Source organism: Pseudomonas sp. MC6, assembly GCF_054790575.1.
In genome coordinates this window covers 5,625,757-5,639,887 of sequence record NZ_CP186504.1, presented here as the reverse complement: position 1 = coordinate 5,639,887, position 14,131 = coordinate 5,625,757, and the positions used below count along the sequence as shown (strand labels likewise).

Here is a 14,131-nt window from a genome sequence, read left to right as displayed (position 1 = left end):
CATCCTTGGGAAGGATCAATGACGCCATTGAAGCAGAGGCGCCAGAAAAACACCCGTCAAAAACACTAATGGCACAGTGCCTGCCCATAGAGAAAAGCTTAGTCGAGCAGATCCAATTGCAAATGATCCGCCACCGCTTCCGCGCTCAAGGTCTTGAGTTTAGGCACGCGCCCCAGACACGGCGCCGGAATCCGCTCGGCCAGCGTCGCGAGGTTTTCTTCCAGCCGCGAAGTCTTCGAATCAATGATATTCGCCACCCACCCGGCCAACTGCAGCCCATCACGGGCAATCGCCTCGGCCGTCAGTAACGCATGACTGATGCACCCCAGCCGTACGCCCACCACCAGAATCACCGGCAGCTTCAGCGCAATCGCCAGATCCGATAGATTGTCCTGATCAGCCAACGGCACCCGCCAGCCGCCCGCGCCTTCGATCAGAGTGAAATCGGCATTCATCGCCAGAATCTCGCGCATCGGCGCCAGCAGCGATTGCACGGTCAACGCTACTCCGGCCTCGCGCGCTGCCAGGTGCGGAGCAATCGCAGGCTCGAACGCCACGGGATTGACCTGTTGATAAGTCAGCGGCAGCGAACATTCGGCCAACAGCGCCAACGCATCGGAATTGCGCAGCCCCTTGGGCGTCACTTCACACCCTGACGCCACCGGTTTGCCCGCCGCCGTACTCAGCCCCGCAGAACGTGCCGCATGCAGCAACCCGGCGGCAACGGTGGTCTTGCCGACGTCAGTGTCGGTTCCGGTGATGAAATAGGCTGCGCTCATACGGGTTTCTCCAACACGGCGTAGACCACCTGATAAGTCGCCGGCAACCCCGACGCCTCACGGAACTGCTCGTAAGCTTCCACCAGCCCGAGAATCCGCGCCCGCCCGGTCAAACCACCCGGCCTTCCGGGATTCAAATTGTGTGCACCCAAGGCTTTCAATTCATGGGTCAGACTGCGGACATCCGGGTAATGCAATACGTGCGGTTGTTGCTTCAGGCTCAACGCCCGTAAACCGCTGGAGGCACATAACTGCTCATAGCGGGCGAACTCGCGGAAGCGGTTGACGTGCACCAGCCCGTCGACCTGCCGCCAGCTGTCGCGCAACTCAAACAGCGTCCCTACACAAAGACTAGCAAACGCAAAAATCCCGCCCGGTTTCAGCACGCGAAAGGCTTCGCTGAGCACCGCATCGAAGTCCGCGCACCACTGCACGGCGAGGCTGGAGAAAATCAGATCGCAGGTTGAATCCTGCAACGGCAGCCGCTCCGCATCGCCAGCAATGAAATGGTCGGCGCCGCCCAATGGCCGCGCGTGATTGAGCATGCCCTCGGCAATGTCCAGCGCCAGACCGTGGCCCTCGGCAAACCGCGAAGCCAACGCGCGGGTGAAATAACCCGTGCCACAACCCAGATCCAGCCAACGCGCCGGCACGAATTCCTGCGGCAAACGCTCAATCAACTGTGTACCGACATCACGTTGCAACTCGGCGACGCTGTCGTAACTGGCCGCCGCGCGGGAAAAAGAGGCCGCGACCTGGCGTTTGTCAGGCAAGCCGCCAGGCAGCACAAGAGACAAATCAGTCATCACCGCACTCATGTAGAAAAGCCTGGATAGCACCCGCCAGTCCGTGGGGGTCTTCCAGAAGAAACGCATGACAGGCCTGTTCGATCAGACCTATTTCGATATCCGGCAACAGGGCGAACAACGCCCCCGCCGCTTCCGCCGGGACCAGAGCGTCCTGTCCGGCGAACAGATGAAATTGCGGACCGCGAAATGCTTGCAGTGCTTCGCGGGTGTCCAGTTGCGCGAGCAATTCCAGGCCCGCCATCAGCGCCGCCGGCGCGGTGTTCGGCGCGCCGCCCAACAGCAATCGCGACAAGCCGCGCGGATCTTGCGCGCCTTGAGCACAGAGCAGCGAGAACCGTTTGAGAGTTGTGCGCGGATCGGCCTGGCAACCGGCGAGAAACGCATCGAAGGTCTCGCCGGGCATCGCGTTCGGCCACTGTTCATGGGCAACGAAGGAAGGATTGCTCGCCAGCGTCAGCAAACCGCAGCAACGCTCGCCACGGCGCGCCGCCAGTTCGGACGCGAGCATGCCGCCCAGCGACCAGCCACCGAGCCAAACGTCTTGAGGAATACGTTCATCGAGTTCATCGAGCCAGTCTTGCAGGTCGCTGGAATCCAGCTCCGGCAGCGGCTCGATTTCCACGTTCAGATGCTCGTCGAGCCCTTGCAATGCTGCGGCCAGAGGCTCCATCGGCGACACACCGAGACCCCAACCGGGCAGCAGAATCAGGCGATCACGCATGGCTTGGCTCCGACGACAGTTGGGCAAAGCAATCGGCCAGTCCCTCTAACAATAGCTGCACCTGCGCCTCGCTGTGCGCGGCGGTCAGGGTTACGCGCAAGCGAGCGCTGCCGGCAGGCACGGTCGGCGGACGAATTGCGGTGACCATCAATCCGCGCTCGCGCAACATCTGCGACAGGCGCACCGCGCGCCCGGCATCGCCAATCATGATCGGCTGAATCGGCGTGAAGCTGTCCATCAGTTCCAGGCCGATCTGCTCGGCGCCCTGGCGGAACTGGCGAATCAACGTTTGCAGATGCTCACGACGCCAGTGTTCAGTGCGCAGCAGCTCCAGACTTTTCAGCGTCGCGCAGGCCAGCGCCGGTGGCTGGCTGGTGGTGTAGATGTACGGACGGGCGAACTGGATCAGGCTTTCGATCAGCTCTTCACTGCCCGCGACGAAGGCGCCTGCTGTGCCGAACGCTTTGCCGAGGGTGCCAACCAGTACCGGCACATCCTCCTGACTCAAACCGAAATGCTCGACAATCCCGCCGCCATTCGCACCCAGCGGCCCGAAACCGTGAGCGTCATCGACCATCAACCACGCGCCTTTGGCCTTGGCTTCACGGGCCAGCGCCGGCAGATCCGCGAGGTCGCCGTCCATGCTGAACACACCGTCGGTGACCACCAACGTATTGCCGGTGGCTTTCTCCAGACGTTTGGCCAGACTCACCGCGTCGTTGTGCAGATAGCGATTGAAACGCGCCCCGGATAACAGACCCGCATCCAATAACGAAGCGTGATTGAGGCGGTCTTCCAGCACCGTGTCGCCCTGCCCGACCAGAGCCGTAACGGCACCAAGGTTGGCCATGTAGCCAGTGGTGAACAGCAACGCACGCGGGCGACCGGTGAGGTCAGCCAATGCTTCTTCCAGTGCGTGATGCGGGCCGCTGTGGCCGATAACCAGATGCGATGCACCGCCACCGACGCCCCAGCGTTCAGCACCGGCGCGCCAGGCTTCGATGACTTGCGGGTGATTGGCCAGACCGAGGTAATCGTTGTTACAAAAGGCGAGCAACGGTTTGCCGTCGACCACCACTTCAGGTCCCTGCGGGGACTCAAGCAGCGGGCGCTGGCGATAGAGGTTTTCGGCACGACGAGCAGCAAGGCGTGCGGCGAGATCGAAAGACATGCAGGCCTCGACTTTTTTAATGACACACATCCTATGTAGGAGTGAGCCTGCTCGCGATGGCGGTGTATCAGCCGACATCAATGGTGAATGTCAGACCGCTATCGCGAGCAGGCTCACTCCTACAGGGGTTTTGCATTTCAAGTTGCGGTTAGACGGCGGCGTTATAGAACTGCTCGCTGCTCTTCTGCTCAACCAGTGCCTGCTCGATCGCGGCCTGGTGAACCTCATCGGAATGTTCTTCTCGGGCTTCCGGCTGGATGCCCAGGCGCGCAAACAGTTGCATGTCCTTGTCCGCCTGCGGGTTGGCGGTGGTCAGCAACTTGTCGCCGTAGAAAATCGAGTTGGCGCCGGCGAAGAATGCGAGGGCCTGCATCTGCTCGTTCATCGCTTCGCGGCCGGCAGACAGGCGCACGTGGGATTGCGGCATGAGGATGCGCGCTACGGCGAGCATGCGGATGAAGTCGAACGGGTCGATCTCTTCGGCGTTTTCCAGCGGCGTACCGGCGACTTTCACCAGCATGTTGATCGGCACCGATTCCGGATGCTCCGGCAGGTTGGCCAACTGGATCAGCAGATTGGCGCGGTCATCCAGCGACTCGCCCATGCCGAGGATGCCGCCGGAGCAGATTTTCATTCCCGATTCACGTACATAGGCCAGTGTTTGCAGGCGCTCGCTGTAGGTGCGGGTAGTGATGATGCTGCCGTAGAACTCAGGCGAGGTGTCGAGATTGTGGTTGTAGTAATCGAGTCCGGCCTTGGCCAGCGCTTCGGTCTGATCCTGATCGAGACGCCCCAGGGTCATGCAGGTTTCCAGACCCATGGCTTTCACGCCTTCAACCATTTTCAGTACGTACGGCATGTCTTTGGCCGACGGGTGTTTCCACGCCGCGCCCATGCAGAAACGCGTCGAGCCGATGGCCTTGGCGCGGGCAGCCTCTTCGAGGACTTTCTGCACTTCCATCAGCTTTTCTTTTTCCAGACCGGTGTTGTAGTGACCGGACTGCGGGCAGTACTTGCAGTCTTCCGGACAGGCGCCGGTCTTGATCGACAGCAGGGTCGAGACCTGCACGCGGTTGGCGTTGAAATGTGCGCGGTGCACCGTTTGCGCCTGGAACAGCAAGTCGTTGAATGGCTGTACGAAGAGTGCTTTGACTTCGGCCAGGGACCAGTCGTGACGCAGGGTGGCGGTGGTGCTCGCGCTCATGGGTAGTTCCTTGGTTATGCTTGGCTAGCGGCTGCGGGAACGGAATACCCACAGGCGCGACACGGATGTTCGGCATATTTAAGGAAGAGTCATGCGCTGTCAACCACGATACGAAGGACCGGTTTACATCTGTTTAAATAATGTACAGGTCTGCTTGCTTTGCGATGAGCCGGCAGAAGCAGAAATGCCAATCTGCGTGGCCTGCGAAACCGATCTGCCATGGCTCGGCGAGCAGTGCATCACCTGCGCTTTGCCGTTATCCACAGCGGACCTGACCTGCGGCGAGTGCCTGCTAGAGCCGCCGGCGTTCGAACAGGTGGTCGTGCCATGGCTGTATGGCTTCCCTGTTGACAGTTTGATTACGCGCTTTAAACACAACGCGAAATGGCCGTTTGGCCACCTGCTCGCCGACGTTCTCGGAGAATACCTGCTACATCGCTTCGATGAGGGTTTGCCAAGGCCGGATGCATTGTTGCCGGTGCCGCTGGCGAGTAAGCGCCTGCGTCAACGCGGATTCAATCAGGCTGCGATGCTGGCGCGGTGGTTGAGTCAGTCGCTGGATCTGCCGTGCGAAGAACAGGTTCTGCGGCGAGTCAAGGAGACCGACGCACAGCAGGATCTCGACGCCAAGGCGCGTAAACGCAATCTGCTGCAAGCCTTCAGCCTCAATCCCGATGCACAGGTGAAGGGCCGACATCTGGCGTTGATCGATGATGTGCTGACGACCGGCGCCACGGCCCAAGCGTTAGCTAGATTGTTAATGAATGCCGGCGCAGCAAGAGTTGACGTTTACTGCCTGGCCCGCACGCCAAAACCCGGAACCTGAAGCCAACACATCCCCCCTGTAGGAGCTGCGGCACGCTGCAATCTTTTGATCTTGTTTTTAAAGATCAAAAGATTGCAGCGTGCCGCAGCTCCTATAGGGGATTGGGTTTGGCTTGACTCTGGCGTTGCAAGCGGCGAACTTCACTTCCCACCGCCACAGCTAAAAAGCCCCCATTCATGTCCATGCCTTCCCTGTTGTCCCAGCACATCGTCCGCCGTCCGCAGCGCATCGCTTTGCTGCAACACATCGCCGAACAAGGCTCGATCACCCGCGCCGCAAAGACCGCAGGCCTGAGCTACAAAGCGGCGTGGGATGCCATCGATGAATTGAACAACCTCGCGCAGAAACCTCTGGTCGAACGCGCCGTCGGTGGCAAGGGCGGCGGCGGTGCAAAACTGTCCAGCGAGGGCGAACGCGTCCTGCGTCTTTATCAAAAGCTGCAAGCCTTGCAGGCCCAGGTTTTGGAAGCCGCTGAGGATGCCAGCGATCTGGATCTGCTCGGTCGCTTGATGCTCAGAACCAGTGCACGCAATCAGTTGCACGGCAAAGTCGTGGCGATTGAAGCGCAGGGCCGCAACGATCTGATCCGCCTCGGACTGGCTGAAGGGCTGCACCTTGACGCGCAGATCACCCACGACAGCACCCTGCATCTGGAGCTGCAGGCCGGCACCGAAGTGGTGGCCCTGATCAAGGCCGGCTGGCTGGAATTGCTGAGCAGCGAGCAATCTGCAACGTCTGGTCACAATCTTCTCAACGGCACCATCGAAGCGATTCTCGACGCCGAAGACGGCCCGAGCGAAGTGCGGATCACCCTGCCCAACGGCCATACCCTCTGCGCGTTGGCGGACCCGCTGGACTTGCGCACTCGCGGGCTGACAGTAGAGCAACCGGTGCAGGTGCAGTTTTCGCCGTCCAATGTGCTGATCGGCACGCCGCTGTAATCCGGCGCTGCAACGAAAGCGTCATCGACGCTCATTAAGGTAGCTGCCAAAACCAAGCAGGGAGCCTGATGTGAGCCTATTAGAAGAAAACCAATCCACTGACCTGGAAAAAATGGTCGGCCTCAGCCGTCGCGGTTTCATCGGTGCCGGTGCACTGTGCGGCGCGGCAATGTTCCTCGGCGGCAGTCTGTTGAGCCGTAGCGCACTGGCCACCGGTGTCAGTGCTGGCAACAGCCGCTTGCTCGGTTTCGAGAGCATTCCCGCCGCGACCACTGACGTCATCACGCTGCCCAAGGGCTACAAATCTTCGGTGCTGATCAGTTGGGGCCAGCCATTGCAAAAAAACGGCCCGGCGTTCGACCCGAGCGGCAACGGCACCGCGGCCGCACAGGAAGTGCAGTTCGGCGACAACAACGACGGCATGAGCCTGTTCGCCTTCCCCGACGACCGCAACCGCGCGTTGATGGCGATCAACAACGAATACACCAACTACCGCTACCTCTACCCGCACGGCGGCATGCCGCAATCGGCCGAAGACGTGCGCAAGGCGCTGGCCTGCGAAGGCGTTTCGGTGATTGAAGTGCAGCGCAAGAACGGTCAATGGCAGTTCGTTCAGGGCTCGCGCTACAACCGGCGCATCCACGGCAACTCGCCGCTACGTATCAGCGGCCCGGCGGCCGGTCATGACCTGATGAAAACCGCTGCCGACAAACACGGCAAGAAAGTTCTCGGCACCTTCCAGAACTGCGCCAACGGTAAAACCCCGTGGGGCACTTACCTGACCTGTGAAGAAAACTTCACCGACTGTTTCGGCAGCAGCAATGCCCAGCAACAGTTCGACCCGGCGCAAAAGCGCTACGGCGTCTCGGTCGCCAGCCGCGAGATCAACTGGCACCCGTACGACCCACGCTTCGACATGGCGAAAAACCCCAACGAACTCAACCGTCACGGCTGGGTGGTCGAGATCGATCCGTTCGACCCGCAATCGACCCCGGTCAAACGCACGGCGCTGGGCCGCTTCAAGCATGAAAACGCCGCACTGGCCGAGACCGACGACGGTCGCGCCGTGGTGTACATGGGCGACGACGAGCGTGGCGAATTCATCTACAAATTCGTCAGCCGCGACCGCATCAACCACCGCAACGCCAAGGCCAACCGCGACATCCTCGACCACGGCACCCTGTATGTGGCGAAATTCGATAATGGCGACAGCAACCCCGATCACCCGAAAGGCCAGGGCCAGTGGATCGAGCTGACCCACGGCAAAAACGGCATCGACGCCAGCAGCGGTTTCGCCGACCAGGCCGAAGTGCTGATCCATGCACGCCTCGCCGCTAGTGTCGTCGGCGCGACGCGCATGGACCGCCCGGAATGGATCGTCGTCAGCCCGAAGGATGGCCAGGTCTATTGCACACTGACCAACAACGCCAAGCGTGGCGAGGACGGCCAGCCGGTGGGCGGACCGAACCCGCGTGAGAAAAACGTCTACGGACAGATTCTGCGCTGGCGCACCGACCGCGACGATCATGCGGCGAAGACGTTTGCCTGGGATCTGTTTGTGGTCGCCGGTAATCCGGGCGTGCATGCCGGGACGCCGAAGGGCGGCTCGAAGAACATCACCCCGCAGAACATGTTCAACAGCCCGGATGGCTTGGGCTTCGACAAGGCCGGGCGTTTGTGGATTCTCACCGATGGCGACTCCAGTAACGCTGGGGACTTTGCCGGGATGGGCAATAACCAGATGCTGTGCGCCGACCCCAAGACCGGTGAAATTCGTCGGTTCATGGTTGGGCCGATTGGTTGTGAGGTCACCGGGATCAGTTTCTCGCCGGATCAGAAAACCCTGTTTGTCGGGATTCAGCATCCGGGGGAGAACGGTGGTTCGACCTTCCCTGAGCATTTGCCGAATGGTAAGCCAAGGTCTTCGGTGATGGCGATTACCCGTGAGGATGGTGGGATCGTCGGCGCCTGATCCATCGCCTTCGCGAGCAGGCTCGCTCCCACAGGGGAATTGCACTCCAAATGTGGGAGCTGGCTTGCCAGCGATGGCGCCAGCACAGACACCAACCAACTCCCCCGCAGCCATCTGCGCTACCATGCTGGGCCGGACGCGGCAGCCTGCTGCGCGCAGGAGTCAGCATGGCCCACCCGTTTGAAACCCTCACACCCGACCTCGTCCTCGATGCCGTTGAAAGCATCGGTTTCCTCAGTGATGCGCGCATTCTGGCGCTCAACAGCTATGAAAACCGCGTTTATCAAGTCGGCATCGAAGACTCCGAGCCGCTGATCGCCAAGTTCTACCGCCCGCAGCGCTGGACCAACGAAGCCATCCTCGAAGAACACAAGTTCACCTTCGAGCTGGCCGACGTCGAAATCCCGGTCGTGGCGCCGCTGATCCACAACGGCGAAACCCTGCACGAGCATGCCGGTTTCCGCTTCACCCTGTTCCCGCGTCGCGGCGGCCGGGCGCCGGAGCCGGGTAATCTCGATCAGTTGTATCGCCTCGGCCAGTTGCTCGGGCGGATTCACGCGGTCGGCGCGACCAAGCCGTTCGAACACCGTGAAGCCCTCGCCGTGCAGAACTTCGGCCACGCCTCGCTGAACACCTTGCTCGAAGGCAACTTCATTCCGAAAAGCCTGCTGCCGGCCTACGAGTCCGTCGCCCGCGACCTGCTCAAGCGCGTGGAAGATGCCTACGCCAACACGCCGCACCAGAACATCCGCATGCACGGCGACTGCCACCCCGGCAACATGATGTGCCGCGACGAGATGTTCCACATCGTCGACCTCGACGACTGCCGGATGGGCCCGGCGGTGCAGGACATCTGGATGATGCTCGCCGGGGATCGTCAGGAATGCCTCGGGCAGTTGTCGGAATTGATGGACGGCTACAACGAGTTTCACGATTTCGACCCGCGTGAGCTGGCGCTGATCGAACCGCTGCGCGCGCTGCGCCTGATGCACTACAGCGCCTGGCTCGCGCGGCGCTGGGATGACCCGGCGTTTCCGCACAGTTTCCCGTGGTTCGGCACCGAGCGGTATTGGGGCGATCAGGTGTTGGCGTTGCGTGAGCAACTGTCGGCACTGAATGAAGAACCGCTGAAACTCTTCTGATTCACCAATATCCTTGTGGGAGCGAGCCTGCTCGCGAATACGGACTGACATTCAACAGTGATGTCGACGGAAACGACGCCTTCGCGAGCAGGCTCGCTCCCACAATTGCCCGCTGTTCACAATTTCCCGACCTTTGCACTACGGCACTCGCCGACGAATCTCCTTACAATCCCTCCTTTGTCAGCTGCCTGAGCAAGGATTCTGCATGCAAGCCGCCAACCCGCGTCGCGGGTACATTCTGGGCCTGAGTGCCTACATCATCTGGGGCCTGTTCCCGATCTACTTCAAAGCCATTGCCGAAGTGCCGGCGGCCGAGATCATCATCCATCGGGTGTTGTGGTCGGCGCTGTTTGGTGCGCTGTTGCTGATGGTGTGGAAACACCCGGGCTGGTTGCGCGAGTTGCTCGACAACCCCAAACGTCTGGCGATTCTGGCCTTGAGCGGTACGCTGATCGCGGCCAACTGGCTGACCTACGTGTGGTCAGTGAACAACGGGCGCATGCTCGAAGCGAGTCTCGGTTACTACATCAACCCCTTGGTAAACGTGCTGTTGGGGATGTTGATCCTCGGCGAACGCTTGCGGCGGATGCAGTGGATTGCGGTCGGTCTGGCGGCGGTTGGTGTGGCGCAACAGGTGTGGCAGGTGGGCAGTCTGCCGTGGGTGTCGCTGGTGCTCGCGTTGACGTTCGGCTTCTACGGTCTGATCCGCAAACAGGCGCCAGTCAAGGCGTTGCCGGGGTTGGTGGTGGAAACCTGGATGTTGGTGCCGATCGCGATTGCCTGGCTGCTCTTCAACCAGACCGCGACCAGCGCTCAACCGGAGTTCTGGACCACGTCCCAAGCCTGGTGGCTGGTGGCGGCCGGTCCGGTGACATTGGTGCCGCTGGTGTGCTTCAACGCCGCCACGCGCCACTTGCCGTACACCACGATCGGTTTCCTGCAATACCTCGCCCCGACCCTGGTCCTGCTGCAAGCCGTGCTGTTGTTCGGTGAGCATCTCTCGTCCAGCACACTGATCGCGTTCATCTTCATTTGGGCCGGTCTGGCCGTTTATAGCGTCGACGCCGTGATCAGTTTGCGCCGGCGCAGCTGATCAAAAAACGCACAAACCCTCACAGGCCACGGTTCTCGTGGCCTGCATCGTTCCTTCCCAAGGTTATCCACAGCGTGATCCCCGCCGTTTGTGCGCAACTCACTGAATGTTGGCGGTTTTTTGATCAGCTGCAGCAAAGCCACGGCGGGCCTCGCGTTGCGGGGTGTCTCTACAGGTTATCCACAGGCAGGTGCACGTTTAAACTGGATAACCGCAGTCGCAGTTAAACGTCTGTGCGTAACACCAGGTCGACCATCAGATCGTCGGCCAGGGTTTCCAGACGCGACTGCAAGACATCGAGCGACAAGGTCAGCGGTACCGCGAGAATCGCCTCGGCATGGAACAGCGGCTCGCTGCTCATCGGTGCCGGGCGCACTTCGGTTACCAGCCGCTCAAGGTTGACGCCCTGCTCGCTCAGCAAGCGGGTGATGTCGCGCACAATCCCCGGCCGATCATTGCCCACCAACTCCATGGCGATCGGTTTCCAGGTGCAGGACTGCTCGATACCACTCTCGGCAATCAATACGCGGATGCCATGCGTAGACAGTGCTTGTAGGGAATCGACTAATTCGTCGTAAGCCTCCGCCGGTACGCCCACCCGAAGAATCCCGGCGAACTGCCCGGCCATCCGCGACATGCGGCTTTCCAACCAGTTACCGCCGTGTTCGGCGATGCATTGGGCGATGCGCTCGACCTGTCCGGGCTTGTCCGGGGCAAACACGGTGAGTACGAGATGGTCCATGGCGCAGCCCTCTTTTCATGACTTTTGTTATAGAAAGGGAAGTATAGGCAAGGGTCGATTTTGCGTTGAGGCGACCGATGCTTTCGCGAGCAGGCTCGCTCTCACATAAACCGCTGCCATAGCAGCCAAATACTATTTATGTGTACAACTTTTTATATTTAGCTGGAACAATCCAATGGTTTTTTGAGAACATCCCGTTCCGCGATGTGACCGCAATGCGACATGAGGTCGCAGAACGACGTAATTAGTCTGATTTTCACAAGCGCAACTCATCATGTAGTATGCCGCAGCGCGCACTACATAACGCCGGATCGATGTCTGCCCAAGGCCTGTTCGCAACCCTGAAAGCCCCGTCAGCAAGGCCCCAAGCCGTTGATTGGTCCCAGCCCAGCCGCCAGCAATGGCATGTACTGGTCGGCAGGTTTGTGGTTTAAATGGCCAGAGGCTTCATTGTCAAAATTGAAGAGCTGAAAAGCGAAATAGCTGAGCAGAGTGAGGCAAGCAATGACTGAACACGTTCAAGTCGGTGGCCTGCAGGTCGCCAAAGTCCTGTTCGACTTCGTGAACAACGAAGCCATTCCCGGTACCGGCCTCACCGCCGACAAATTCTGGGAAGGTGCCGACAAGGTCATTCATGACCTGGCGCCGAAGAACAAAGCCCTACTCGCCAAACGCGATGACTTCCAGGCTCGTATTGACGCCTGGCATCAGGAACGCAACGGTCAGGCGCACGACGCCGTGGCCTATAAAGCCTTCCTGCAAGAAATCGGTTATCTGCTGCCAGAAGCGGCTGATTTCCAGGCAACGACGCAAAATGTCGATGATGAAATCGCCCGCACCGCCGGTCCGCAACTCGTTGTGCCGGTGATGAACGCCCGCTTCGCTCTCAATGCTTCGAACGCCCGCTGGGGTTCGCTGTACGACGCCCTCTACGGCACCGACGCGATCAGCGAAGACGGTGGCGCGGAAAAAGGCAAAGGCTACAACAAGGTGCGGGGCGACAAAGTCATCGCCTTCGCTCGTGCCTTCCTCGACGAAGCTGCGCCATTGGCTGCTGGCTCTCACGTTGACTCGACCGGCTACAAAATCGCTGACGGCAAACTGCTGGTCACCCTCAAGGGCGGCAGCAACACTGGCCTGCGCGACGATGCACAACTGATCGGTTTCCAGGGCGACGCCAACGCGCCAATCGCGATCCTGCTGAAACACAATGGTCTGCATTTCGAAATCCAGGTCGACGCCAGCACCCCGGTTGGCCAGACCGACGCCGCCGGCGTCAAAGACATCCTGATGGAAGCCGCGCTGACCACCATCATGGACTGCGAAGACTCCGTGGCCGCCGTCGATGCCGACGACAAAGTGGTGATCTACCGCAACTGGCTCGGCCTGATGAAGGGCGACCTTTCGGAATCCGTTTCCAAGGGCGGCCAGACCTTCACCCGCACCATGAACCCGGACCGCACCTACGCCGCGCCGAATGGCGGTGAAGTGACCCTGCATGGCCGTTCGCTGTTGTTCGTGCGTAACGTTGGCCATCTGATGACCATCGACGCGATCCTCGACAAAGACGGTAACGAAGTGCCGGAAGGCATCCTCGACGGTCTGGTCACTTGCCTCGCGGCGATGCACAACCTCAACGGCAACACCTCGCGCCGCAACACCCGCACCGGTTCGGTCTACATCGTTAAGCCGAAGATGCACGGTCCGGAAGAAGCGGCGTTCACCAACGAGCTGTTCGGTCGCATCGAAGACGTGTTGGGCCTTACGCGCAACACCCTGAAAGTCGGGATCATGGACGAGGAGCGCCGCACCACGGTCAACCTCAAGGCTTGCATCAAGGCTGCCAGTGAGCGCGTGGTGTTCATCAACACCGGTTTCCTCGACCGCACCGGCGACGAAATCCACACCTCCATGGAAGCCGGCCCGGTTGTGCGCAAGGCTGACATGAAGGCTGAGAAGTGGATCGGCGCGTACGAAAACTGGAACGTCGATATCGGTCTGAGCACCGGCCTGCAAGGTCGTGCGCAAATCGGTAAAGGCATGTGGGCGATGCCGGATCTGATGGCCGCGATGCTCGAGCAGAAAATCGCGCACCCATTGGCTGGCGCCAACACCGCTTGGGTTCCATCGCCGACTGCCGCTGCACTGCACGCGCTGCACTACCACAAGGTCGACGTGTTCGCCCGTCAGGCCGAACTGGCCAAACGTGCTCGCGCGTCCGTCGACGACATCCTGACCATCCCGCTGGCGGTCAACCCGAACTGGACGCCAGAGCAGATCAAGAACGAACTGGACAACAATGCCCAGGGCATTCTCGGTTACGTGGTGCGCTGGATCGACCAGGGTGTTGGCTGCTCGAAAGTGCCGGACATCAACGACGTCGGCCTGATGGAAGACCGTGCCACGCTGCGTATCTCCAGCCAGCACATCGCCAACTGGCTGCGCCACGGCGTAGTCACCGAAGCGCAAGTGATGGAAAGCCTCAAGCGCATGGCGCCGGTGGTTGATCGTCAGAACGCCAACGACCCGTTGTACCGTCCGCTGGCACCGAACTTCGACAGCAACATCGCCTTCCAGGCGGCGGTCGAACTGGTGATCGAAGGCACCAAACAGCCGAACGGTTACACCGAGCCGGTGCTGCACCGTCGTCGTCGCGAGTTCAAGAAGGCCAACGGCCTGTAACTTGCGCTGAATGCCGGACATGAAAAAGCCCTGATCGAGTGATCAGGGC

Annotated in this window: 12 protein-coding genes; 6 read left to right on the top strand and 6 right to left on the bottom strand. The window is 60.4% G+C overall.

The window, feature by feature from the left end; genetic code table 11:
• Positions 1–98: 98 nt before the first annotated feature.
• The 5 genes from bioD to bioB form a co-directional block, all read right to left on the bottom strand.
• Positions 99–779, bottom strand: coding sequence for a dethiobiotin synthase (gene bioD / locus ACOYXE_RS25255; RefSeq protein ID WP_460926805.1), 681 nt, complete (start codon positions 777–779; stop codon positions 99–101).
• Entirely contained in the window at positions 776–1,585 is an 810-nt protein-coding gene (gene bioC, locus ACOYXE_RS25250; protein WP_160059672.1) for a malonyl-ACP O-methyltransferase BioC, read from the bottom strand. Before bioC ends, bioD begins: the two co-directional genes overlap by 4 nt.
• Positions 1,578–2,309, bottom strand: a complete 732-nt coding sequence (locus ACOYXE_RS25245) for an alpha/beta fold hydrolase (RefSeq protein ID WP_160059673.1) — start codon at positions 2,307–2,309, stop codon at positions 1,578–1,580. The genes bioC and ACOYXE_RS25245 overlap by 8 nt, the downstream gene beginning before the upstream one ends.
• Positions 2,302–3,480, bottom strand: coding sequence for an 8-amino-7-oxononanoate synthase (gene bioF / locus ACOYXE_RS25240; protein ID WP_137217376.1), 1,179 nt, complete (start codon positions 3,478–3,480; stop codon positions 2,302–2,304). Before bioF ends, ACOYXE_RS25245 begins: the two co-directional genes overlap by 8 nt.
• A 148-nt stretch (positions 3,481–3,628) precedes the next feature.
• Complete coding sequence (gene bioB, locus ACOYXE_RS25235; protein WP_460926804.1) at positions 3,629–4,684, bottom strand: biotin synthase BioB; 1,056 nt, start codon at positions 4,682–4,684, stop codon at positions 3,629–3,631.
• A 91-nt stretch (positions 4,685–4,775) separates the two neighbouring features.
• Between bioB and ACOYXE_RS25230 the strand changes: the two genes are divergently transcribed.
• The 5 genes from ACOYXE_RS25230 (at position 4,776) to rarD (ending at position 10,658) form a co-directional block, all read left to right on the top strand.
• Entirely contained in the window at positions 4,776–5,510 is a 735-nt protein-coding gene (locus tag ACOYXE_RS25230; protein ID WP_460926803.1) for a phosphoribosyltransferase family protein, read from the top strand.
• 176 nt (positions 5,511–5,686) lie between these two features.
• Complete coding sequence (locus tag ACOYXE_RS25225; RefSeq protein ID WP_460926802.1) at positions 5,687–6,451, top strand: TOBE domain-containing protein; 765 nt, start codon at positions 5,687–5,689, stop codon at positions 6,449–6,451.
• Between the two features lie 70 nt (positions 6,452–6,521).
• The gene (locus ACOYXE_RS25220) at positions 6,522–8,423 is read left to right on the top strand and encodes a PhoX family protein (protein ID WP_160059677.1); all 1,902 of its coding nucleotides are present in this window, start codon (positions 6,522–6,524) and stop codon (positions 8,421–8,423) included.
• Between the two features lie 167 nt (positions 8,424–8,590).
• Entirely contained in the window at positions 8,591–9,565 is a 975-nt protein-coding gene (locus ACOYXE_RS25215; protein WP_016983182.1) for a serine/threonine protein kinase, read from the top strand.
• A 205-nt stretch (positions 9,566–9,770) separates the two neighbouring features.
• Entirely contained in the window at positions 9,771–10,658 is an 888-nt protein-coding gene (gene rarD / locus ACOYXE_RS25210; protein ID WP_160059678.1) for an EamA family transporter RarD, read from the top strand.
• A gap of 223 nt (positions 10,659–10,881) precedes the next feature.
• On the opposite strand, the gene ACOYXE_RS25205 is transcribed toward rarD, so the two are convergent.
• Positions 10,882–11,400, bottom strand: coding sequence for a glycine cleavage system transcriptional repressor (locus tag ACOYXE_RS25205; protein WP_160059679.1), 519 nt, complete (start codon positions 11,398–11,400; stop codon positions 10,882–10,884).
• Between the two features lie 504 nt (positions 11,401–11,904).
• Between ACOYXE_RS25205 and ACOYXE_RS25200 the strand changes: the two genes are divergently transcribed.
• Complete coding sequence (locus ACOYXE_RS25200) at positions 11,905–14,082, top strand: malate synthase G (RefSeq protein ID WP_160059680.1); 2,178 nt, start codon at positions 11,905–11,907, stop codon at positions 14,080–14,082.
• Positions 14,083–14,131 lie beyond the last annotated feature (49 nt).